The organism is Sporosarcina sp. Y352 (genome assembly GCF_056786535.1).
This window is the reverse complement of sequence record NZ_JBXCJE010000013.1, coordinates 1-24,058: the sequence shown is the minus strand read 5'-3', so window position 1 is coordinate 24,058 and position 24,058 is coordinate 1. Positions and strand designations below refer to the sequence as shown.

General features: G+C 37.1%; 20 protein-coding genes, 1 tRNA gene and 1 rRNA gene. 6 read left to right on the top strand and 16 right to left on the bottom strand.

The window, feature by feature from the left end; translation table 11 throughout:
- Positions 1-62: 62 nt before the first annotated feature.
- From mnmA to AC1TO6_RS17320, 4 genes are all read right to left on the bottom strand, one after another.
- Complete coding sequence (gene mnmA / locus AC1TO6_RS17335) at positions 63-1,175, bottom strand: tRNA 2-thiouridine(34) synthase MnmA (RefSeq protein WP_482102878.1); 1,113 nt, start codon at positions 1,173-1,175, stop codon at positions 63-65.
- A 129-nt stretch (positions 1,176-1,304) separates the two neighbouring features.
- Positions 1,305-1,850 carry an NADPH-dependent FMN reductase gene (gene ssuE / locus AC1TO6_RS17330; protein ID WP_482102877.1) on the bottom strand — a complete coding sequence of 182 codons (546 nt, stop codon included), beginning with the start codon at positions 1,848-1,850 and terminating at the stop codon, positions 1,305-1,307.
- A gap of 270 nt (positions 1,851-2,120) precedes the next feature.
- Positions 2,121-2,384: an ArsR/SmtB family transcription factor gene (locus AC1TO6_RS17325; RefSeq protein WP_482102876.1), complete on the bottom strand. Its 264-nt coding sequence runs from the start codon at positions 2,382-2,384 to the stop codon at positions 2,121-2,123.
- 523 nt (positions 2,385-2,907) lie between these two features.
- A complete protein-coding gene (locus tag AC1TO6_RS17320; protein ID WP_482102875.1) occupies positions 2,908-3,552 on the bottom strand; it encodes a TVP38/TMEM64 family protein in 645 nt (214 codons plus the stop codon).
- Between the two features lie 333 nt (positions 3,553-3,885).
- Between AC1TO6_RS17320 and AC1TO6_RS17315 the strand changes: the two genes are divergently transcribed.
- Positions 3,886-4,377: a hypothetical protein gene (locus tag AC1TO6_RS17315; RefSeq protein ID WP_482102874.1), complete on the top strand. Its 492-nt coding sequence runs from the start codon at positions 3,886-3,888 to the stop codon at positions 4,375-4,377.
- Between the two features lie 172 nt (positions 4,378-4,549).
- On the opposite strand, the gene AC1TO6_RS17310 is transcribed toward AC1TO6_RS17315, so the two are convergent.
- The 4 genes from AC1TO6_RS17310 to AC1TO6_RS17295 all read right to left on the bottom strand — a co-directional run bounded on the left by AC1TO6_RS17310 (position 4,550) and on the right by AC1TO6_RS17295 (position 10,063).
- A complete protein-coding gene (locus AC1TO6_RS17310; protein ID WP_482102873.1) occupies positions 4,550-5,002 on the bottom strand; it encodes a GNAT family N-acetyltransferase in 453 nt (150 codons plus the stop codon).
- A gap of 335 nt (positions 5,003-5,337) precedes the next feature.
- Positions 5,338-6,102: an SDR family NAD(P)-dependent oxidoreductase gene (locus AC1TO6_RS17305; protein ID WP_482102872.1), complete on the bottom strand. Its 765-nt coding sequence runs from the start codon at positions 6,100-6,102 to the stop codon at positions 5,338-5,340.
- 516 nt (positions 6,103-6,618) lie between these two features.
- Positions 6,619-8,904 carry an arylsulfatase gene (locus AC1TO6_RS17300; RefSeq protein ID WP_482102871.1) on the bottom strand — a complete coding sequence of 762 codons (2,286 nt, stop codon included), beginning with the start codon at positions 8,902-8,904 and terminating at the stop codon, positions 6,619-6,621.
- A 184-nt stretch (positions 8,905-9,088) separates the two neighbouring features.
- Positions 9,089-10,063, bottom strand: coding sequence for a formylglycine-generating enzyme family protein (locus tag AC1TO6_RS17295; RefSeq protein WP_482102870.1), 975 nt, complete (start codon positions 10,061-10,063; stop codon positions 9,089-9,091).
- Positions 10,064-10,443: 380 nt separating this feature from the next.
- On the opposite strand from AC1TO6_RS17295, the gene AC1TO6_RS17290 reads away from it, so the two are divergent.
- Positions 10,444-10,716, top strand: coding sequence for a DUF3784 domain-containing protein (locus AC1TO6_RS17290; RefSeq protein ID WP_482102964.1), 273 nt, complete (start codon positions 10,444-10,446; stop codon positions 10,714-10,716).
- Between the two features lie 367 nt (positions 10,717-11,083).
- On the opposite strand, the gene AC1TO6_RS17285 is transcribed toward AC1TO6_RS17290, so the two are convergent.
- The 3 genes from AC1TO6_RS17285 to AC1TO6_RS17275 all read right to left on the bottom strand — a co-directional run bounded on the left by AC1TO6_RS17285 (position 11,084) and on the right by AC1TO6_RS17275 (position 14,348).
- Positions 11,084-11,791 (bottom strand): FadR/GntR family transcriptional regulator, encoded by a 708-nt coding sequence (locus tag AC1TO6_RS17285; protein ID WP_482102869.1) that lies wholly within the window; start codon positions 11,789-11,791, stop codon positions 11,084-11,086.
- Between the two features lie 31 nt (positions 11,792-11,822).
- Complete coding sequence (locus tag AC1TO6_RS17280; protein WP_482102868.1) at positions 11,823-13,370, bottom strand: Na+/H+ antiporter NhaC family protein; 1,548 nt, start codon at positions 13,368-13,370, stop codon at positions 11,823-11,825.
- 108 nt (positions 13,371-13,478) lie between these two features.
- Complete coding sequence (locus AC1TO6_RS17275; RefSeq protein WP_482102867.1) at positions 13,479-14,348, bottom strand: fumarylacetoacetate hydrolase family protein; 870 nt, start codon at positions 14,346-14,348, stop codon at positions 13,479-13,481.
- 514 nt (positions 14,349-14,862) lie between these two features.
- On the opposite strand from AC1TO6_RS17275, the gene AC1TO6_RS17270 reads away from it, so the two are divergent.
- Positions 14,863-15,150, top strand: coding sequence for a phospholipase (locus tag AC1TO6_RS17270; RefSeq protein ID WP_482102866.1), 288 nt, complete (start codon positions 14,863-14,865; stop codon positions 15,148-15,150).
- 495 nt (positions 15,151-15,645) lie between these two features.
- On the opposite strand, the gene AC1TO6_RS17265 is transcribed toward AC1TO6_RS17270, so the two are convergent.
- Both AC1TO6_RS17265 and AC1TO6_RS17260 read right to left on the bottom strand, forming a co-directional pair.
- On the bottom strand, positions 15,646-16,362 hold the full coding sequence (locus AC1TO6_RS17265; protein WP_482102865.1) for a dihydropteridine reductase: 717 nt from the start codon (positions 16,360-16,362) through the stop codon (positions 15,646-15,648).
- A gap of 116 nt (positions 16,363-16,478) precedes the next feature.
- Positions 16,479-16,949: a peptide-methionine (S)-S-oxide reductase gene (locus AC1TO6_RS17260; RefSeq protein ID WP_482102864.1), complete on the bottom strand. Its 471-nt coding sequence runs from the start codon at positions 16,947-16,949 to the stop codon at positions 16,479-16,481.
- A gap of 1,063 nt (positions 16,950-18,012) precedes the next feature.
- Between AC1TO6_RS17260 and AC1TO6_RS17255 the strand changes: the two genes are divergently transcribed.
- On the top strand, positions 18,013-19,494 hold the full coding sequence (locus AC1TO6_RS17255) for a catalase (RefSeq protein ID WP_482102863.1): 1,482 nt from the start codon (positions 18,013-18,015) through the stop codon (positions 19,492-19,494).
- Positions 19,495-20,042: 548 nt separating this feature from the next.
- Entirely contained in the window at positions 20,043-20,531 is a 489-nt protein-coding gene (locus AC1TO6_RS17250; protein ID WP_482102862.1) for an SRPBCC family protein, read from the top strand.
- Between the two features lie 228 nt (positions 20,532-20,759).
- On the opposite strand, the gene AC1TO6_RS17245 is transcribed toward AC1TO6_RS17250, so the two are convergent.
- A complete protein-coding gene (locus AC1TO6_RS17245; protein WP_482102861.1) occupies positions 20,760-21,569 on the bottom strand; it encodes an alpha/beta fold hydrolase in 810 nt (269 codons plus the stop codon).
- An 882-nt stretch (positions 21,570-22,451) separates the two neighbouring features.
- Between AC1TO6_RS17245 and cobT the strand changes: the two genes are divergently transcribed.
- Positions 22,452-23,513 (top strand): nicotinate-nucleotide--dimethylbenzimidazole phosphoribosyltransferase, encoded by a 1,062-nt coding sequence (cobT, locus tag AC1TO6_RS17240; protein WP_482102860.1) that lies wholly within the window; start codon positions 22,452-22,454, stop codon positions 23,511-23,513.
- A 304-nt stretch (positions 23,514-23,817) separates the two neighbouring features.
- On the opposite strand, the gene AC1TO6_RS17235 is transcribed toward cobT, so the two are convergent.
- Positions 23,818-23,893 (bottom strand) — tRNA-Asp (locus AC1TO6_RS17235).
- A 66-nt stretch (positions 23,894-23,959) separates the two neighbouring features.
- Positions 23,960-24,058 (bottom strand): 5S ribosomal RNA (rrf, locus tag AC1TO6_RS17230); the annotation flags it as partial.

Genomic DNA, 24,058 nt, shown 5'->3' with positions numbered 1-24,058 from the left:
CTATAAACTGTTATTCTTTCGGTCAAACCCTTTTAACAAATTAGATAATCTTAGAATCTGGTTTATCCTACAGATAGTAATTGAGTACCATTTTTAATAACTTGATCGATTGTTCCCCCACCCAGGCATACATCTTCATCATAAAATACAACCGCCTGTCCTGGTGTAACAGCTCGAGTTGGCTGATCAAACCTGACATCTACCTTGCCGTTTTTTAAAATGGTCACTGATACTTTACAATCTTCTTGGCGATAACGGAATTTAGCTGTACAATCAAATGTTTCTTTTACTTGATCTTGATTAATCCAGTTAACGTCTGTGGCAATTAATCCATCTGAGTAAAGATTTTCATTATGAAACCCTTGTTCGACATACAGCACATTCTCTTCTATATTTTTACCGACAACAAACCATGGTTCACCCGATCCGCCAATACCAAGCCCTTGACGCTGACCAATCGTATGATACATCAGACCATCATGACGCCCTTTTATTACACCGTCTAGTGTTCTCATTTCCCCTGGCTGTGCAGGTAAATATTCACTTAAGAATTCCTTGAAATTCCGTTCACCAATAAAGCAAATACCTGTTGAATCCTTTTTCGTTGCAGTTGCCAAACCGTGTTCTTTTGCTATTTCTCTAACTTCCGACTTTTGCATATGGCCTAGAGGAAACATAACTTTCGAGAGTACATCCTCTGTTAGCTGGTTTAGAAAATACGATTGATCTTTATCATCATCTGCACCACGGAGCATTTCAACACGTCCATCGACTTCTTTCACTTGAGCATAATGCCCTGTAGCTAAATAATCTGCGCCAAGGGATTGTGCATAATCGAGAAATGCTTTAAATTTAATTTCTTTATTACACATAACGTCTGGATTTGGCGTTCTGCCAGCTTTATACTCATCTAAAAAGTACGTAAACACTTTATCCCAATACTGTTTTTCAAAGTTAACCGAATAATAGGGAATATCAAGCTGGTTCGACACACGGACAACATCTTCAAAATCTTCCGTCGCTGTACATACACCAAACTCATCTGTATCATCCCAGTTTTTCATGAAGACACCAACAACATCGTAACCTTGTTCTTTAAGTAACAATGCAGCAACTGACGAGTCGACACCTCCACTCATTCCTACTACAACTCGTATATCTTTAGTATTTTTCATCTATTTTCACATCCATTATGAGATTTATTATCTTGATATAACTTCCCTCGCGATTTTAACAGCCCCCTTCATAATTTTTGCTGTATAAATAACTTAGAATTGATACGTATTACTAATAAATGATTTCAGCTAGTAAGTTTGTTGAAAAGACGAATTGTTTACTAGCTCAATAAAGTAATGAAGTTGCCTTTTTGTACGATGTAAAATATCTTCATCGATAATTGGAATTTCGCTCTGTTTATCAATTTGTGTATCTTGAAAATATAGTCCTTTTAGATTGTGAGCTTTTAATGATGCTAAGACTGGCTTTAATGCATAATCTAGTGCTAGTTGATGTGATGGACTCCCACCAGTCATTAATGGAAGCACTGGTGTATGTTTTAATACATCTTGTGGTAGTAAGTCAATCAACGCTTTTAATACACCTGAATATGCACCTTTATATACCGGTGATCCAATAATCACACCTTTCGCATCCTGAAGTAGTGCAGAGATATGTTGAATCTCAGGACTATCATATTTTCCTTCAAATAGAACATCACTTGATACATTCTTAACTGAAATGTGTCTTATTGGAAGTCCTTCCTGCTCAAGCAATGTCCCCAAATAGTTAAGAACGTTCTTGGTCTTTGAATTTTCAGAGGGACTTCCTGAAATAATAACAATGTCACCCATAATTTTAATCCTCGTTTCTTAATCTTGATTTACGTATAGTTCAAAAAATCTTGCGTTCTAAGTAAGTTCATCCTTATTTTTATAAACATCGAAATATAGATTGGAAAATACCTAGGTAGCAAATCTATTTCGATAGTTCTACAAATATGAAAACAGAGAAGATAACTTCGCCTTTAAATAAAGAATATGGTTTAGCATTTCTATTTCTATAAACGTCGAAATACCAGATAAACTTAAACTGCTAAAAAATATAGACTAAAAAAATTCCCCTTAAATTAAGGTTGGTGCGTATTTTTCTAGTATATCACGATGAAGACTATAGTAACGATAAGTGCCTTCTTTTCTAACAGAGACCAACCCGGCATCAATCAATATTTTTAAATGATGTGATAAGGTAGAGTTGGAATTAATTCCCAGTTCATCAGACATATCCATACAAGCCATATGTCTTTCAGAAGACAATGTTTTTACAATTTGTAAACGAGTAGGCTCACCAAGTGCTTTATAAATTTTTACCAGCATTTCGTCGCTCACGTTCGACCACCCTTTCCAATCTTATTTCGATGTCTATGGAAATAAGGATATAGTTCTATCAAATCTTTGTCAACAAAATAAACTTAAATGATATTTATCCACTAAGCTTTAAATTGTCGTTTAATAGTTTGGCCCGATTTAGAATAAGAGCTAAAGGCGATTCTTCAAACGTTACAAAACCCTGTTCACTATTCTACGTCCAATAACCTGATTGAAACTGCAATGAAGAAACCCAGCTAATATGCTCATGTGAAGTTAGTCAGTTTTTTAAAAGTTATATGTGCAAAATAACACTTGAAATAAGCGCAAATTACCTCTTAAAGTGACAACAGGTATAATACTATACCCGTTTATGTCCATTATAAGGGAGTCGACCACTGCGTCAGACACAAAGACGAACAATTCACACATTCAAGTAATTATACAAAAAGTAAAGAAAAACCGCATAGCTATTGATTTACTTTTTATTATTATAGAATTGTGGTGTATTTACTGAATAGTGCCTCGCACAGGTGCCTAAAATTTAGTTCTTTTTCGTAAAGAAAACTTTTTTAAAAAAGTAATATATAATAAATCCTAAAAGTATGATGATCCCAGTAACATATTCATTAAAACCTTGTGACAACAGTCCCGCCTGAATAAGAGTGTAAACAAAGAATATAATGATATTTCCTAATGCTGTTGCGATCGTAAAACGTGAAAGTCGAATATTACTAACACCTGAAACGGCGTTAATGATACTTGTAGGAGCAAAAGGAAATATCCTTGCCCCAAATACATACCATAGTCCCCTCCGTTCTACCTTACTAATAATGGCCGAATTAACTTTTTTCAACACAAAATCTTGGAGGACATATCGAATACTTAGAAATACAATGATCGCACAGAAAATACTAGTTAATAGGCTCCACACAATACCTAATTGAAAACCAAAAAGAGTATTATTTATCAAAATGACGAGAAAAAGTGGAATTACAGGAAACGCATTATGAACCAACATAATCATCAAGGTGATGAACAAAGTAAAAGCTATATTTTCACCTAATATAGAAGTGATGGACTGTATATTTCCGGAGATAATGCTACGAAATAATTCTGTATTTATATTAACAAAGAACAAGACCATAAATACGAGAATAGTAATTGTCGCTTTTTTCCCTTTGCTCAATAAGCTCACCCTTCCTCGAAAACATTGGTTTAATTTTTTTCATTTTAGTGATGATCTACCATATGGACACCTAATGTTCTGGGAACATAGAGAGAAACTCAATGAGCTTCTAGACCGATTTGAAATGATCCAGCAGTAAATGTAAAGCCATCGGAAAAAAATTCAGGTTCTATGTAAATCTAAATTGTATCAGAAGCTTTCACCAATCGTCGTATACGAATAATCAATTATTAGTTGAATGTTCATTTTGATAGTTTTTTTACACTTGCACTTTTTTTCTTTGAATGCATAGTCTATATAGATTCGAGTTCAAATTGCAATGGGGGTAAAAGAATGATCAACTTTCAATCTTTTAATGGGATCGTAACAATGATTAGTGATTTTCCGATTGGGCAAAATGCTGAAAGTGCTGGTTGTTATAAATTATTTTCTGTAGATAATGGATACGGAAATGAAGTGAATTTCGTAGTGTCACCCACAACATATTTTGTAGATCATGTCATGGTTGGAGTAGGTGACCGAATAACTGGATATTATGACGCAAACGCACCAGTGCCCCTTATCTATCCTCCACAATATCGAGCACTTGTTATAGCAAAGGATAATCCATATCAAAATGTGAAAGTAGACTATTTTAACAGCCAATTCGTGAGTAGTGATGGCAGTTTAAAATTAAATATTTCTCCAAATTCGTTAATATTATTGGAAAATGGGCAAGCCTTTATCGGAAGTGTCGCAAACCGAGATCTAATTGTTGTCTATGGTGCGTCCACCAGAAGTATACCAGCCCAAACCACACCCTACAAAATTATTGTCGTGTGTTAGTTGTTTAAAAAATAAGCGCTAAATAGCGGTACCTGTGTGACACAACGGTAAATAATTCACATACCTGAATGTATACGTAAAAAGATCAGACATACGCCATTTTGTCTGATTTTCATTCTGTTTTTATATAATTTTAGTGAATTACCAGATAAGTTTCACAGGTACCTAAAAATTAAGTTTTCTTTTTAAAAGAGGTTAGAGATAGGCGTTCTGTTACTTTTGTTTCTTCTGACTTTGAAAATCCATTCTTCAAATAGAAGGTTACTGCTGGTGCATTTTCGGATCCAGTTGATACTATAATCATTTCAAAACCTTCCATATTGCTTTCAATGAATTCCAATAACATCTTGGCAATTCCTTTTCTAAAATGGTTTGGGTGCACCATTAACCGATGTATATCAATTACACCTTTTTTTACTTTTATAGAAATAACCCCGCATAACTCTTCATTTAAATAACTGCCATAGAAAGTCTCTCCACATTGCTGCAACATGTTCACTGTGTCTTTTAATGGCGGTATTTCATAAAAGTCAATTATTTTAGCTTCTACCTTGTATGAAGGTATTTGAATGTTTAATACTTCTTTAGCAAGTTTATAATTAGTAATATCAATTTTTTTAATCAAAGTTATCCTCCGTTTAGTTTTCTTATTTAATTAAAGGTAATTTAGTTTAACATGAAAGAGGAATTTCACATAATCAAGAATTTATAAAAAAAGTGCTAAAAATCGCATAGGTATTGATTTACTTCGTATTATTATAGAATTGTATTGTATTTACTGAACTGTTGCTTAAAATTTTGAAAGAAGAAATGGATGACTTGAAAAATAAAGTTCCAAGCCTTTTAGACAAAAAAATTAAAAAGAAGCCGACAATTTGTTATCTAGTCGACTTTCTCCTTTTCCTTTATGCAATAGTTGCCTATTGTCCCGTTTGTATGTGGCATAAGTACTTTGAATCATCAATTTGCCTGCATACCACCATCCACATTATACAGTGACCCTGTCACAAATGATGCGTTATCGGAAGCTAGGAACAAGACAACTTGTGCGACTTCTTTCGGAGCGCCAAATCGCCCGACAGGAATTCCTTGTCTGATGGCTTCACCTGAAGTTTCCGGATCACCAGGTGTAATGTTGTTCTGAATGTCGGCCAACATTTGGGTATCTATTGCTGCTGGCGCAACGGCATTCACACGGATTCCGCTTGCAGCCGCTTCTAGTGCCGCCGTTTTCGTTAAACCGGCCACTGCGTGCTTCGAGGCTATATATCCGGCCATACCAGCCGATCCTATGTAAGCCGCGTTAGATGCAGCGTTGATGATGCTACCATAACCTTGCGTTTCCATTTGACGGATGACATGCTTTAGCCCTAGAAATACACCCGTTACATTTATATTTAAAATCATCTCAAATTTGTCTTTTTCTAAGTCTTTGATTGGCGTAAAGGGTCCATTGATTCCTGCATTATTGAAGAATACGTCAATTTTCCCATACGCCTCAACCGTTTGTTTTACATAGTTTTTCACATCTTCTTCATCTGTTACATTGGCTTGTATTACTAATATATCATTGCTATCGCCTTTCAATGAAGATTTTGTACTTGTTAAGGCTTCTTCGTTAATATCTACTAAAACGACTTTAGCGCCATTGTCCAAAAATAACTGAGCCGTTTCTTTCCCAATACCACCTGCACCGCCAGTTATCAAAACTACTTTTTCTTTCATACTTATTCCCCCCCATTATATCTCTCTATTCGAAACTATCTATTACTTTATTGTAAGCGCTATCTTTTTTCAATTGTTATGCTTTAGATATTAAGAATCATTTCACTTACGCAATTGAATGCCTGGAACTCAATGATTGGGATTTACAATCTATCCAGGAAGAAATCAATGTAGCATATAAACGAATATGCCAAACGTGGATTAAGACGTGGAAGGATACCAAAGATTATTATACGCAGAGCCATAGTAGAAGTAATTGATGTGCAGTCTAGCTGTATTGTGCTCGATGATCATAATGATCCTTATCCATCCAATAACCATTTATCAACCTAATTCAATGTTTTTTGATTCAACACAAATAACAAATGCTTTTCGATATCATGAACCTCCCACGACTGAAGTCACGAGTAATCTTGGCTTAATCATAAAAACAGGAAAAAGCTTTGTAAATGCTTTTTCCTGTTATTTAGTGTACGGGCATATACTTCCTAGGATTAGGGAGTCCCACCTCGCCGATTAACTTTTAGGTGTGATAAACTCTTCATCATTCCCAAGTTTATATTCAACATTTAGGAGTTTCCCTTTAAATTCGAATTCACCTTGATCCGCATATTCTTGACTAACTGGATAGGCTGAGTCTTTTCCAACGTCTAGGCCTTCAAATGTCATTTTATAGGTCTGCGTTTCTTCTAAATTGGTTTCTCCGACTTTTTTATCATCAATGTACAATGTACCTTTACCCTTATGTGGACCTGTCTTATCGAATTTGTAAGTCACTACGGAGTCACCGATTGGTACATCAATATTAGATGTAATTTTATATTCTCTACCGCCTAATATATATTCATACAACAATTTATTATTTTTAATATAAATTGTATAACCGGCTTCGATGCCGCCATGTGCTAAAAGAACACCATCTTCTTCGCTGTTATTACGTTCAATTGGAATATTTATTTCATAGGAACGGTTAATAATCGGTGCGGCTGCTGAGTCAGTTAACCTGCTCATTCCTCTATAATACGTAAAATGATTTTTTGCTCTCAACGTATCATCTGGAATAGATAAAAACCCTTCTATAAAGATATCAGTGAGTGGTAGTGCTCCATACTTTTCCGCTTCATCTAACCACAATTCTTGTAATTCTTCCAATTTATCGGGATTTTCTTTTGCAATATCCACTGTTTCAGAAAAATCCTCGACAACATTATACAAAGACCATTGATCCTCTTCAAACGTTTTCCCTTTTGTATGACTTGCTACTGCTTTCCATCCATCATGATAGATAGCCCTTTGACCTGACACTTCAAAATACTGCGTCTCTCTCCCTTTAGCTTTGGGATTTGCAAATGTCTCTTTAAAACTTTCTCCAGAATATGCCATTTGTTTTACTCCATCTATTTCTTTCGGAGGCGTGATTCCTAATATGTCAAATACAGTTGGTGTAATATCATTTACGTTAACGTATTGTGATCTGATAGAACCTGAGTCTTTTATTAACTTCGGATAATGGATAATTAATGGTGAATGGGTTCCTCCCTCAAAAGCAGTGTTTTTATATGCTCTAAAAGGTGTGTTACTCACTTGCGCCCATCCCTTAGGATAGTCCATTCCTGTTTGATCATTACCAAAATTTTCGTAATGCTTGTCTACTTCTTCAATTGTTTCCCCCTGGCCGTTAAAGGCTAGAGTTCTACTAGACGAACCGTTATCTCCTCCGCCTCCACTGGCTCCGTTGTCCGATATTAATACAATCATTGTATCTTCCAATTGATTAAGGTTACGCAGATTATCTACTAATTTTCCGATTTGTTCATCCGTATGTGTTAAGAAACCAGCGTACGTTTGTTGAAACCTGATGTAGTTCTTTTTCTCTAATTCAGTTAATTCATCCCAAGGTTTTATCCCTTCATTGCTAGACGATAATTTTGTATCTTTCGGAATAATGCCCAACTCTTTTTGTTCTTTAAAACGTTCTTCCCTAATTTTATCCCAACCCTTGTCATATACACCTTCATACATATCTATATACTTTTCCGGTACTTGATGCGGAGAATGTTGCGCACCAAACGTCAGATACAAGAAAAAGTTTTTGTCTGGATGAATACTTGTATGATTGGTGATGTACCTATTCGAATTCTCAACGATCGCTTCTGAAAAATGATACTCCTCATCATTAGGTGAAGGTATCTGGGTATTATCTATCGTTAAATCTGGTCTATATTGGTCTGATGAATCCTCTATAAAGCCATAATATTGGTCAAATCCTTTTTGAAGTGGCCAATAATCATAAGGACCCGCAGGAGTTGTTTGATCTGTTGGAGCTAAATGCCATTTTCCGGTTGCAAAAGTATTATAATCATTCTCCCCTAACACTTCCGCAATTGTTCCAGCTTCTGGTTTAATCGCTCCCCGCTTATTCGGAAATTCCGGTCCCATGTCGAAATTGGTAACTGTTCCAACACCAACTTCGTGTGAATTTCTTCCTGTCAGTAGCGATGCTCTCGTCGGTGAACAAAGTGGTGTAACATGGGCATTGTTATACCTTAAACCATTTTCAGCGAGCCCATCCATAACCGGGGTTTTTATTTCAGATCCATAACTTCCTAGATCTGAAAAACCTGTATCATCCAACACGATATAAATGACGTTTGAATCAGTTACTACAGATTCCCTTTTTGGGGTTTCAATCTTTTTCTCTGATGAACAAGCACCTAATACAAATGCTGAAGCCATTAGAGCTGCTGTCCCAAACACACTTAACTTATTAATATAGTTAGAAAAAATCCTCTTATTCTCCATATTTCTTCCCCCTTTTATCCTCACAACAATTGTATTAATTTTACGGATTCATTCATTTTTCATTCACGACTAACCTCTAGTAATCACCTAGCAGCTTTTGGGATAATTTCACTAAATTGCAACAAGAGCGGAACATTGTATCCCAAATCAGTAAAACTTCTCTGTAATCCCACTAATGGTCTTCTTAGACATCAACAACGCAGCGAAATCCAATATTCCCAGTTGAACTATCTGGCGTATTCGAAGTTCGTGCAGCCACACGATAGCGATTACAATAAGATTGATGACATAAATAGGAACCACCACGCATAATTCGCATGTCGCCTGTTTTCGGCCCTTTAGGGTTTTTACGACCTCCACGATTATGAATGTTTGTACTAAACCAGTCTGAACACCACTCCCACACATTTCCAGAAATATTATATAACCCATATCCGTTTGTTGGAAATGACTTAGCTGGTGCTGTACCAGCATACCCATCCTCCTTATTGTTTATTTTAGGGAAACTCCCCTGCCAAATATTACATTGGTGAATTCCACCAGGAGTTAACTCATCACCCCATGGATACTTTTTTTGCTCTAATCCTCCGCGAGCGGCAAATTCCCACTCTGTTTCGGTAGGTAAACGTTTACCAGACCATTTACAGTACGCTTGCGAATCATTCCATGAAATATGTATTACTGGGTGATCTAGGCGGTCATCTACCGTGGAATCAGGACCCTCGGGATTTTTCCAATTGGCCCCCTCTACAACCATCCACCATGGTGTTTGTTGTACTTTCTGCGCCACTTTTGCAGCAGTTTCAGAACTCAACAACTGATAAAAGACAAATGACCATCCAAATTTCTCGGCCTCCGTAATATACCCTGTTGCAGCTACAAAAGATTTGAAGTCAGCATTTGTTACAGCACATTCATCCATATAAAAGGAACTAACAGATACTTTTCGAATTGGCCCCTCTCCGTCTAAAGGAAAGCCCTCTTTATCGTTTGTTCCCATGAGAAAACTTCCTCCAGGTATATAAACCATATTCTCCCTTGAATATTTCTTTCCGGTTAACTTCGGGTCCAATTTAAAGTCTTTTTCTAGTTTCAAATCATCATCCTTGAAATTCAAACGACTTGCAGCACAGCATTGCGAATTTTCATTTTGTACCATTACCTACGCCTCCTACCTATTACAAAATTTACTTTAGAACTAATTTTCATTATCAATAAAAATGAAAGTGCTTACATATAAAAGTATATTAAACCGTACGAATAGCGTACACTAGTCTGTCATTCGTACATTTTGATTATATCAAAATAAATAACCATGTCAATGTGATTGGTAGAAATTACAACAACTAAGAACTTTAAAAAGGAAAGAACGCTAATTTCAGCGTTCTTTCCTTTTTGTAGTGTGCCCAGCATGGGCGTAGTCTATACGGTGCAAGTCCCGAACTGTGAAGGCAGAAGTAACTGTAGTGAATTAGCAGAGGAGTTTCACGCACAGCGTACCAAAAACTTACTTCTTAGTGGGGGGTAAAAGTGGTTGTAATGATGTTAGTCATTGCGCTGTTTATAGCGTTAGGAATTGTATTTAACAACGGAAAAGGCTCCTTCTTAATCGCAGGGTATAATACAATGCCCCCAGAAGAAAAGGAAAAATATGATGTAGTTGCCCTCTGCAAGTTTATGGGGAAAACGATGTTTTCTTTGTCATTTAGTATGTTGTTTTGGTTACTCAGTGAAGCACTTGAAATTAGTTGGTTATTCTACTTTGGTCTGGTCTTATTTCTTGGCAAAGTTGCATTTATGATTATATATTAATACGGGAAACCGATTTAAAAAGTAAAATATTTATCAATCTAACTGCAGATAAATAGTGGAACAATATTAAAATTACAAGTCAACTAACGGGCGTGATTACAGAACACTATGCAACCGTCTTTTTACTAGGCAGATCTGAATAGTTCTTTAAAAATTGGATGTAAATAAATACAGTACCCAGCAAACTTCACATGAGAAGTTTGCTGGGTTTTAAGGTTAGATGTGCAAAATAGTACATAAAAGAGGTACCTGTGTCAGACACATAGTGCCGCGCCTTGGTACCTAATATAATCGTACCGGACAGCAGATTTTCCTACAAGAATAAACTCTCTAAAGATCAGAGAGTCATATAGAGTCTATCACCCTCTTACGCTTTCTTGAAATAACCTTGTACAATTTGTATATGTTTTTTCATCAGCGAGCTTGCAGTTTTAGCATCCCGCTCATTAAGGGCCGTCATTATTTTCCGATGGTATTCCAATGAATCTTCCCTGACACTCTGAGCAAGTGAAGTTTCTTTATGTGTCCCTAACGTGCTTTGAATCTTTAATACTAGATTGCTAATCGAATTATACATATCAATCATGACAACATTATTTGATGCGGCTGCAATTCTTTCGTGAAACATCATATTAGATTCCACGTAATTTTCTTGATTATTTTCCACACACGCAGCTTCCATTACGTCAATGGTCTGTTGAATAACCATTAAATCCTCTTCTGTTGCTCGATTAGCAGCTAAAAAAGCCAGCTCTTTTTCAAGAATCCAACGCGCCTCGAAAATATCTTCCCATTCTGCTTCTGAAAAATAGAATTGGTAAACGAGAGATTCTGTAAAGGACTCATTGAAATTGGAGGAAATGAATGTACCTTTCTGTGACCTAACGATTAGTCCCAATGACTCTAAAACTTTCAAAGACTCTCTCAATGAGGTTCTGCCAACCTGAAACAAGTCCATCAACTCTCTTTCAGGTGGCAGCCGATCACCTGTTTTTAATTTCCCTGATAAAAACAAGTCTTTAATTTGGTTTACAATATCATCACCTACATTGAGACGCTTCACTGGTTCTATCATGGAACTTCCCCTTTTTTAGTTTACTGTGTTTCTACCCATTTACCGTACTGCTCCTGCTAAACGATTTGTCCTTCACTTTGTAGAGGATGAATATCATCACCGAAAGGGAAATAAGTGTCGCAAACAGTCCGATATAGATGCTTTTCGTGAATCCAAGTGTTATATATCCAATAATCGATACGACACTAGAGATCATTGCATATGGCATTTGTGTCATGAGATGATCTATTGGATGGACACCTCCTCCAATAGAAGCAAGTATGGTTGTATCAGATAGCGGGGAGCTATGTTCGCCGAAGATACAGCCTGCAAGAACAGCTCCGAAAACTGGAACCAGGTAAGTTATATCGATAATCGAAACAATTTCCGCACCAATTGGCAACATCAAACCAAATGTTCCAAAAGTACTTCCCATCGAAAAAGACATAAAAGCAGAAATGGCGAAGAATATCATCGGAAACCATGCAAGTGACATGTTGCCATTTATAAGAGATGCCAAGTACTGCCCTATGCCTAGCTGAGAAATAACCTGAGCTGTCATTAAAGCCATAAAAAGAATAGTTACACTTGGTAGTACTGCCTTCATACCAGAACCTACCGCTTTTGTTATGACTCCAATAGCAACTTTGCGTTGTAACAAGCGAATAATGCTTACCGCTATTGCTACAAATGAACTATATACAAGAGCCTTAATTACATCCGTGTTCATCAAAATCTGTAGAGGTGTAATTTCACCTTCAATGTTAGAAATTCCGATATACACAGAGATAATGATGGTCAATATGACCAGCGTCAGCACGGGTAGAAGTAGATCGATCATCTTTCCGCCTTCTTTAACTGGCAGTGAGCTTTCTTCCTCTCCTGCAACAGCTCCTCTAGACGTATCGAATAGAATTCCTTCCTCTGTTGCACGTTTTTCATCCCGCTTCATTTGACCAATGTTTAATTTGAAATAGGCAACTGCTATAACGAGTAAAATAGTTGTCAATGCATAGTAGTTCGTTGGAATTGTTAATAAATATACTTGAAATCCTTCATATTGCGTGATGCTATTATCAACTAAGATTGTTCCAATCAATGCAGCGATGAATCCTGCCCATGCAGAAAACGGTAGCATAATAATGACTGGAGCTGAGGTCGAGTGAAGCATATATGCGAGTTTAGACCTGGAAATTCGATGCCTATCTGTGATTGGACGAACTAAGCTCCCACGGAATAAACAGCTGAAAGCATCGTCAAAGAAACATAAAAAACCTAAAAATATTGCGGCCATCTTTGCCTGAAAGGGTGTTTTCACTTTCGTTATAGCCCATTCAGCAAATGAGTGTACACCGCCAGATATATAAATTAATGTATTCAATGCACCGACAACTAAAACGAAGAGAAAGATATTCCCTTCACCTAATACTGACAGTATAATGTCAAATATGGAGGAAACGGTACCTATAATATTCCATTGATTCGCCATTAAAGCCCCTAATACTACCCCTACCCCTAAGGATAATAAAATCCTTTTCGTAATGATTGTTAATGCAATCGTAATTACTGGTGGCAAAAGAGATAATATTGTACCTTCCATTGCAACTCTCCTTTTGTACTTGATTGCAAATCATTTCCTATATAATTCAACCCTACCCTACTAGGAAAACGCTTTCATTTTAAATGTTGATTTTAGACACATAAGCCTTTACTTTTCACCCACTAACATATTCTCCAACGCACCAAGACCTTCCACTTCACAGACCACTTTGTCTCCAGGCTTCAACCAATCCTTTTCTTCCATCCCTAAAATAACCCCTTCAGGAGTACCAGTAAAAATTAGATCTCCTGGTTCAAGCGTCATGATTTTGGAGAGATCACTAATGATATCTGCTACGGAAAAAATCATATCCGAAGTATTGGAATTTTGTCTTTCCTCTCCATTTACCCACAGCTTTAAATTCAAGTTTTGTGGATTCTGCACTTCATCTGCTGTAACAACGTATGGACCAAAAGGCGCAAATCCGTCGTGCGCTTTTCCATAAAGCCATTGACTACTCCGTGTTTGAAGTTCCCTCACGGAAAAATCGTTCCCAGTCGAATATCCAAATACATAATTCAATGCCTCTTCTTTAGACACATTACTAGCCTTTTTTGAGATAACTACAACCAACTCTACTTCATAATCAACCTCTTTCACAAAGTCCGATATTACGGTGTCTTCTTTGTGACCCGCAAGACTATTTGCGAATTTTGCAAAGTAAATTGGTTGTTCAGGAATTGGCATACCCCCTTCTTTTGCATGTTTTTCATAGTTCAATCCAACAAAAATTAGTTTTTCAGGCTTATTTAACGGTGGTGCATATTGCAATTCTCCATCAGGTATCAAGACTGGCGAGTAGGATAAAATCGAATTCACCTTATGAAACCCTTCCTCTCCTTGACTGATTAACTCTTGAAGGTCTTTAGGTGAAGATAGCCCTTCTTTTGCTGCTGTCGCCGCAACATCGACTATTCCACTCTCTGTTTTAACACCTAATTTAACCTCACCAGAAGAAATAAAAGATAGTAATTTCAATGAAAATCATCCTCCAGTTTTTTAGTTTTATATTTTCTTAAATAACTTGTTAAAGGTGGAACCTATCAAACCTAGCTAATCCCCACCTCTGAATTGCAATCGTGGTCGTATGGTCTGACCATGATTGTATTGCTATTGTACTCAGACAACCTATCAGATATTACCGTCTCTTAATAATTATTTAGAAAGCTCATTGATAGAATGGGTTTTTATTCTAGAATGGAAATAACTACAAAAAAACAGGTTATGAAATGATTTCATTTCATAACCTGTTTTTTTATATATTTTACTGTGGATTTGATAATTATAGAGAAATTCGCGATACAGTGGTTGTAAATCAATATGAAGGTTTATTATTGAAAAAACCTCTACTAAAAGAAGTACCAAAAATTATTTCTGTACATCATTTTACTAATTAATTATAAAACTCCTAGGTAACTGCTTATGTATTATTCTAAACCCTTGAATAATCTATATTAAGTAGCTGTTATGCCACCAAAAGGAGGTTTTTGATATGCGACATCGAGGAAATGAAAGATTTCGTTTTTGTGTTTTCCCAGGTTATAACTGGTGTGGACCTGGTTGTAATGGGCCCGGCGATCCAATTAATGATATAGATGCAGCGTGTAAAGCACATGACCAATGTTATCGAAGAGGCAGAAATCCATGTGAATGTGACCAAGAATTTCTTAAGCACCTGCATTCCAAAATAGATCCATATACAAAACAAGGGAGACATGCCCGTCTGCTCTATAATTATATGAAATTACAAGAACGATTCAATTGCAACTTTTATAGATAGTGGCATTACAGAGCCCTATTGAAAAGATACCTTATTCTAAATCAATTCAGAGTTGATTTAGAATAAGGTATCTTTTTTAACGGTTCACTGCTCAATTCCAAATTTATTGTTACCTAAACCACGTCCATTTGAAGATAATCGCATTTTGTCCACGCTTTTTAATCTCCCATAACTTATCTTGTTAGCCTACTAGTAAACTCATTGGCAACGAGGAATTAGACTTATGGTCTTAAACTTAAATAATCGCACTGGTAATGGAACTTCTATTTAGTATTTACCTTTATTCAGCAAATATTTTTGTACTGAAAGCGAAGCGTCAGCTACAGAAGACACTCACCTCCATAGGTGGAGATGAATGTTTTTTTGTTATCCTCGTCCTGTGGCAACAAGGAAGGATGCAGTTCAATCCTTCCCCCCTGTAGGCCTCAAGCTCGATTCAAAATCTGGACGCAATTACGCCGAGGCGTAATTGATCAAGAAAATATATTGTCTCGCTTATATTGACAAATCAACTGATAAAAACTCAGGCAGTGCCTGTTCACGTTTGTCGAGCATAATCTGTTCCGGCTGGATGCCCTGCTCACGCAGTACTTTAATGTTATGCACGAGGAATTCATCGCTGCCGACAACATAGAAGAGTCCATTCTTGTCTGCAGTAAGATTCTTCACTTCTTCATAGTAGTCTTTCCGGTTATCGACGAACTGTGATGTGAATTTCTTTTCAGGTGCGGATTCAAAAATAGTAGTGAATAAGAAATCATTAGATGAGTCGATGTTCAGGGAATGAATTTGATTGACGTTGTCAGCACGTTCGAAATAATCAAGTACAAGCGGTCTGAAAGTTGCCAGGCCGACACCTGAGGACAGTAGGTAAACATTTTTGTCTTCTCTTTTAAGCGGTACATTCGAATGCGTTTTAAATATCGCAACTTCATTGCCGACCTCAAGATTTCTTAAAACCATTTTAAACTCAGAGCACTGCTCTCTGATACGTGTTGTGATACCGATTGAATTTTCGTGCGGCAAAGTGGAGATTGACATGTGACGAATCAGGCCGCGGTTTGGTTTATCTCCGGCATTAAAACCTTCCAGTGCGAAGTGGGTATGGGAACCTTCTTCCCATGTAAAGTCTTTCGGACAGTCGAGCAGGTACGTTTTAACCTCAGGCGTTTCTTCAATAATTTTATTTATTTTAGTCCAGTATATTTGCATTATATATTCTCCTTACTCAATTATTATTTACTAATCTAGTATACAATAATTGATAACTATTCTCAATTAAGTGACCCTTATATAATAGGGATGCCAAATCTTAGTCAACTGCTCCCTTACTTATACCTACTTAATATTTCTTCTGGAATATGACAATAATCATTTGGGCATCTACCTAACCTATCTTGATGTTCTTCTGCACTTCTCACATAGTTTGTAAGCGGTAATACTTCAACAACGATTTTGTCATAATCATTTCTCTCTCTAAGAAACGACTTCGCCACTATTAAGTGTTCAGGCTCTTCACTATATACGCCTGTTCTGTATTTCTCGCCAACATCCTGTCCTTGTTTATTCAAACTGTATGGATCAATGATTTCAAATAAATACCCCATTAATTCCCTGATCGTTACAACTGTCGGATCAAATCCTGTTTTTACACATTCAGCGTACCCATCATAATCACCCTCAAGTGTATAACTTGTTCCATTAGCTCTTCCCGCTTCTGTAAACATAACGCCAGGTAAAGTTTTTATAAAAGCTTGTACTCCCCATAAACATCCACCTGCAAAATATACGACTTCCATATTGACTCTCCTCCTTGTTTAAAAAACCAGCTTGCCCCAGACCTATTCCCGGAGGATCATCTGGTCATCTTCCACTTTCGGTCCCCTCCCGAGAAACTTAAAAGAGGTACTTTGTCAGAAATAAAGACGAACAATTCATACATTTAATTAATCATACAAAAAATAAAGGAATATTGCATAGGTATTAATTCACTTTGTATTTACTGAATAGTTCCACGCACTTATAACTAAAATAATTATTTTAGTTATTATGGCCCTCTGGTTCGCAATCGCTGGCTCAATTCATTTGCAACATTCAATGCCCCCTACGCTCTCACGAGTAACAAATCGAGCTCCCGGTTTCAAATATCTTTATAGAGTCGGTACGGATCAACTTTACGTTTGCAAATCGCACACTTAGAACTAAAAAAACTAAATATAAAAACACCTCTTCTTTAATTTTTGATGAATACCCAAGTACGTTAGTCTATTTCAATCACCATATAATTGTTAGTAACTATTCAAAATAGGTACTGCTTCAGACAAAAAGACGTAATATTCACACATTCAAGTATTTATCAAATAGTAATGAAAAATCATATTGCATTGATTTACTATGAATTATTATTGAATTGGGTTATATTTACTGAATAGCCCCAATCATAGGAACCTATAATTTAAGTCCATTACAAATTACAAGAAGCCTATGTATATTACAAAAGAAAGCGAGGGAATTATATGTAAACTTGTTTGTATTGTGAGAAGATAGTGATAGTTGGACAGCAGAGAAAGTGGTCCCTCACTTGTGGGAATCTAATTGAGAATTTAAAATGATTGTTCTAATTCTCAATCTCTTATGAATGAGAATATATTTCCCTTTAAGGAAATAATTCAGGTCAATACTCGACTCGAATTTTTCTATACAAACCCTTTAACATCAACTTCTTCAGCAATTTTCGTTATATTTTTTCATTATATTTAACTGAATTTCGTTAAATCTTCTCAGCTAAAATCTATCAATATAATTATTCTTATGCTACAATTATTATTGTATAAGAAACATTACAATCTAGGGGGTAATTGAATGTCAGAAAATCAAACTAACAACAAATTGACAACTGCAGCGGGCGCGCCTGTAGGAGATAATCAAAACTCGCAATCGGCTGGACCACGTGGACCACTATTATTACAAGATGTCTGGTTACTAGAAAAACTAGCAAACTTTAATAGAGAAGTAATTCCTGAGCGTCGTATGCATGCAAAAGGATCAGGTGCTTATGGGAAATTTACTGTAACACATGATATTACTCAATATACTTCCGCAGCACTTTTCTCTGAAATCGGAAAAGAAACAGAAATGTTCGTTCGTTTCTCAACGGTAGCTGGTGAGCGTGGGGCTGCAGATGCAGAACGAGATATCCGTGGATTCTCTATGCGCTTCTACACAGAACAAGGAAACTGGGATTTAGTTGGTAACAATACGCCAGTATTCTTCTTCCGTGATCCACTTCAATTCCCTGATTTAAATCATGCCATTAAACGTGATCCACGTACTGGTATGCGTAGCGCTAATAGCAACTGGGATTTCTGGACATCATTACCGGAAGCACTTCACCAAGTAACTATTGTAATGAGTGATCGTGGTTTACCAAACTCTTATCGTAAAATGCACGGTTTCGGTAGTCATACATTCAGTATGATCAATGCAAATAACGAACGTGTTTGGGTTAAATTCCATATGCGCTCTCAACAAGGCATTGAAAACTTCACTGACCAAGAAGCGGCTGAAGTGGTAGGAGCAGACCGTGAGAGTTCTCAACGTGACCTTTACGATAATATCGAAAAAGGCGACTTCCCTAAATGGAAAATGTATATCCAGGTTATGACGGAAGAACAAGCAAATAATATGCCTTACAACCCATTTGACTTAACAAAAGTTTGGTATAAAAAAGACTTCCCGCTTATTGAAGTCGGAGAATGGGAACTTAACCGTAACCCTGAAAACTATTTCGCTGAAGTGGAACAAGCCGCTTTTGCACCGTCTAATGTTGTACCTGGAATTAGCTTCTCTCCAGACAAAATGTTACAAGGTCGTTTATTCTCATATGCAGATGCACAACGTTACCGTTTAGGTGTAAACCATCAGCAAATTCCGGTCAATACACCAAAATGCCCGGTACACTCTTTCCATAGAGATGGTGCTATGCGTGTAGATGGTAACCATGGTGGAACATTACCTTATGAGCCAAATAGTTATGGACAATGGAAAGAACAACCTCAATACAAAGATCCGCATTTAGCACTTCAAGGAGATGCTGGTGTTTGGGATTTCCGCGAAGATGATGATAACTATTATGAACAACCAGGAAAATTATTCAATCTGATGACTCCTGAAAAACAACAAGTATTGTTTGAAAACACTGCACGTAATATGGATGGCGTTGAAGAATTCATTAAAGTTCGTCACATCACGCATTGCTATAAAGCAGATCCAGCTTACGGACAAGGACTAGCAGAAGCAATGGGTATTCCTTGGGGCAATATCGAGGCTGCAATGACTAAATAAAAAGAGATGATACTAAACAGATAGTCAACAAGTTTAGCATCCCCTCTCAATACTTTTACCGTTGAGTGGCTAGTCGTAACAGACGTTACGACTAGCCACTTTTTTGATTACTTAAAAAAAGATGTGTCGGACACTATGACGAACAATTCACGTTTTTAAATTTTATACAAATAGAAAATAAAAGTCGCATAGGTGTTGATTTATTTTGTATTATTATAGAATTAAATTGTATTTACTGAATAGTTTTTCGCGCAGATACTAAAAAATGAGAAACCATATTTTTGGAAACAATATGGTTATACTTATTATAGAAATTTAACTGTTTTTCAATAAGATCAATCTTCCGCAAACGAGCCAAATTGATGAAGAATCCTTAACTTTACTAACTAATCTTTTTACACATTTGAGCCATTCTGTGTAAAAAGCGATGTTTAGGTTGTTAAAAATGAACAGTATTACTTTTTTAAAAAAATCTCAATTCCTTGACACGGATATTCCCCTAACGGTATATTCGCGTTGGATAAAATTATATTATGGGAGGGAAAATGATGTCTGCTAAAATTGAAATCACCCACACTTTCAATGCTGCCAGGGAGATTGTTTTTAAGGCCTTTACTCAAGCCGAACATCTGCAAAATTGGTGGGGACCAAAAGGATGGAATTTTAATATTTCTACGTTCGAGCTCATCCAGGATGGTGTCTTTCACTACAGTCAGAAATCCCCTGACGGCGATATCATGTGGGTCAAATTCATTTATGATCAAATTAGCATTCCGGAAAAGTTTGTTTATACCCAATTCTTTTCCGATGAAGAAGGCAATGTCGTGCGTGCACCTTTTAACAATACCTGGCCTCTGAAAATACAGAACACATTTACGTTCCTAGAACACGATGGCAAAACAACCCTTACGATGATTGAGACTCCTGTATCAGCAACCGAAGAGGAACTTAAAACCTTTGTAGAATCACAAGATATGGTTCAAGGCGGATTCTCAGGCACCTTCAATCAATTAGAAGCTTATTTGTCAAAGGAATAAAATAAACAGAACTGATGTAAAGGAAATCACCGACTCTCTATGAAGTGCCTCCTGTCAGGTAGACAGGAGGCACTTCATAGATGTTGAGTAGTTTGGTCGCCAATGAGTTTACCAATGGAATAACGTCAAGAATGTGCAAATTTCTACCGTTTAGGATTTTGAAAGAAAAAAAGCCTAACCCCTCGAGGAATTAGGCTTATGAACTTTAACAATTGCGCCCTTTTAGAATTAAATTGTATTTACTGAACAGTTTTTCGCGCAGATACTAAAAAGTTGATTGCGCCCTCCTTCGCTTTCATAGCTACCGATATGCTGACTAACCGCTTGGTTAAACTCTGTTGGCTTATCTACGTTAGATAAGTGTCCTGTGCGCTGGAATACGACTAATCTTGCATTCCGAATAGCATAATACATTAAATACGAGTTATAGATTGGCGTCATTTTGTCCTCACATGAGCCGATAATTGTCGTAGGAACTTTTATGTTGAATAAGTCGAAATAGTAATTCCTGTCAAAAGAAGATTGGGCTGATGATAAATAAGTATCTTTTCTAATTAGGAAAGAATCCTTGACTAAGCTTATCTTCATTTCATCTTTATCATCGTATAAGCAAGTTTTTAGCAATTCATTAATTTGTTCAGTTTGACCATCTAAGCTTAATAACTTCTTTGTTCTACTCAGTGCGAGATTGCCCACTAAGCTTGGAATATAGAATAGTGTATTACTTAATATTAGTGATTTAACTCTGCTTTTATACCGTTTGTGGATTTCTTGGGCTACGAGTCCGCCTAATGAAAGTCCGCATATATGCACTTTTTCTATTTTTAAGTGGTTTAACACCCTAATAATATCTGCTGCAAACCGCTCTACTGTTAAATTTTGCGTTTCAACTGAATCTCCATGACCTCTTAATTCGATAATAATCAATCTGTGATTAGCGCTTAAAGATAATTGCGGATTCCATGCTTCTCTTCTACTTCCCAATCCATGAATTAATAAGAGTTCTTCACCTTCCCCTACATCTGTATAATTTAACATCCTCAACACCTCATAGTTTGTATTTTTACACACGTTACTATAATTTAAAATCCGTGGAAGTCAGCAGCAGCCATTTCCCAACTCGATTTCCTAAACAACGCCGAACTGCGGCGCATATAGTAACTCCGAAGTAATCCCTTCGCAGCCATCTCGGCCCTTAAACACCCCGACTAGTTCTCTCCCTTGCTTATATGCGAAACCGACGCCGATTAATAACGATGCATCCTTTAGAATTCAATTAGTTTTTTTACGTCCTTCCTCTTCGGCAATTCGAGTTCGCATTTGCCGTCTCCATCTCCCGTTCTGTCCGTTTCATCCGCTTGCGTAATTGCGATAGCTACCACCGATTAACGTCCGACAAGTTGCGCCGTTGTAATACATCCTCGCCAGAAATACTAACGTATATGCGGACGAGGACTTCGTACCAGCCCATTTCTTCATATTAACGACTAAAAACTGCTTGCAGATATATCAAACTTGTAGAGCTTGACATTAAAATAAACACAAAAAAGGCCATTACCTATAAGGCAATGACCTTTTAATGATAAAAGAGATACCTGCTCCAGACAAAAAACGAACAATTAAAATATTCATGTAATTAGACAAAAAGTAAAGAAAAATCGCATAGGCAATGATTTACTTTCTATTATTATAGAATTGTATTTACTGAATAGTTCCGCGCACAGTTATCTAATATTAATGAAAATAAGAAAAATACCTTTCCCGAACCAATCCGATAAAGCTTTCCAGTCGTGGAATCAAAGATGGCTAGCAATCATTTAACATTTCGAATACATAATTCAGTATAATAGGTTATGAATCATTTTTTTACTGCTCCATAATCCCTTTCCACGTAAATCGAAAAGAAAGTTGGGACAAACGATGATGAATTCAGACATACCTTTTTTGAACAAAGAAGCGGGAGAAAAAGCTGCCGCTTACATAGCAACGTTAACAAAACCCCTGGGAAGCTTGGGTAGACTAGAAGAAATCGCAATTAGTCTTGCAGAAATGACTGAGAATTTAACTCTTGAAATTTCACCACCAGGCATTATCGTATTTGCTGCCGATCATGGTGTTGTAAAAGAAGGTGTTTCCGCTTTTCCTCAAGAAGTGACGAACCAAATGGTTACAAACATTATGAATGGCGGAGCAGCCATCAATGTATTTGGTAGACAAATAGGCGCAAAGCTCAAAGTCGTCGACGTAGGAGTAGCGGGAGATATAACAGAAGAGCAAGTTGTTCATAAAAAAGTTCGTCAGGGTACCGGCAGCTTCCTCACTGAATTAGCAATGACACGAGAAGAAGCAGAAAAAGCGCTTCTCATCGGTTATGAAGAGGGGATTCGATTTATTGAAAACGGGGTCAAATGCCTGATTATCGGTGAAGTCGGTATCGGCAACACGACAACCTGCAGTGCTATTCTCGCATCGATTACAGGCGTGGACCCCGCTACACTTGTCGGGTATGGAACGGGTATTTCCACTGAACAACATGAACGGAAAATAGCGGTTGTTCGTGATGCAATCAGCTTGCATCAGCCCAACCCAACAGATGCCATTGATATACTGTCGAAAGTGGGTGGACTTGAAATAGCTGCAATGGCAGGAGCGATGATTGCAGCTGCAGAAAAGCGGATTCCTATTCTTCTTGATGGTTTTATCTGCACAGTGTCCGCTTGCCTTGCTGAACTGATTGCTCCGACAGTAGTGGATTATATGATTTTATCACATCAATCAGCAGAAATCGGATATACAATAGCTTCCAAACATTTACGAAAAGAACCGCTTATCCAGCTGAATATGCGTCTCGGCGAGGGGACCGGTGCGGCCGTTGCTTTTCCGATTTTACAGTCCGCTGTCAATATGATAAATGAGATGGCTACATTCGCTAATTCTGGCATATCAGGCAAAGAAGATCTTGAAACTACGGTAAAAACATGAAAATCCACTTACTCGTATATCGCCTTTAGAACACGACGCAAAGGCGGATGATTGTTCAAAAAAAACATCGACAACGCCAAGTTCTCTTAGAACTTGGCGTTGTCGATTGTCGATATGCTATTTTTTCATTTCGAAGATTTTATTAATTACTCTTTCCTCGATTTTCGTAACGTTTCATGAACCTCCCACGACTGAAACCCGTGACTTCAGTCGTGGGAGATTCATTATCATTTTAACATCTTAAACAACAAAAAAACCGACTCCGGAATGAAATCCCGTAATCGGTTCTGAATTTAAATTTAAATGGCGGTCCCGACCGGGATCGAACCGGCGATCTCCTGCGTGACAGGCAGGCATGTTAACCGCTACACCACGGGACCTAAAGATGTAATACTTTCGACGTTGTAATTATTCTAAATACATTCAGGTCGAAACTAAATGTGTGAGACTGGCGACGTCCTACTCTCACAGGGGGAAACCCCCAACTACCATCGGCGCTGAAGAGCTTAACTTCCGTGTTCGGTATGGGAACGGGTGTGACCTCT